Source organism: Pseudomonas baetica (genome assembly GCF_019733355.1).
Taxonomy (GTDB): domain Bacteria; phylum Pseudomonadota; class Gammaproteobacteria; order Pseudomonadales; family Pseudomonadaceae; genus Aquipseudomonas; species Aquipseudomonas baetica_A.
Genome location: NZ_JAIHLQ010000183.1, coordinates 1 through 266, shown reverse-complemented (window position 1 = coordinate 266; position 266 = coordinate 1). Strand labels below are relative to the sequence as shown.

1 pseudogene is annotated in these 266 nt (G+C 61.7%); it reads right to left on the bottom strand.

The features are described 5' to 3' along the window. Window positions 1-142, bottom strand: a pseudogene (locus tag K5E40_RS34655) (GNAT family N-acetyltransferase); the annotation flags it as partial. Window positions 143-266: the final 124 nt, after the last annotated feature.

Here is a 266-nt window from a genome sequence, read left to right as displayed (position 1 = left end):
ATAGGCCACGCAGGTTCGGGTGGCAGTCGAGCCGCAGCTTGGCGCACCCCTGCGTTCGCGCGGCATGGCGGCAAGCCTCGATCAGCGCGGAGCTGACACCCCGGCCCGCATGTGTCCGTCGCACCGCGAGCTTGTGCAGATGGCTCTGTTGCAAACTCTGACACGGTTTCCAAGATTGGGCTCATGTACTGTCAAGGTCAGTTGCGATGAACGATTTCAAAGGACGGCATTTTACCGGCGAGGTCATCCTATGGGCGGTGCGCTGG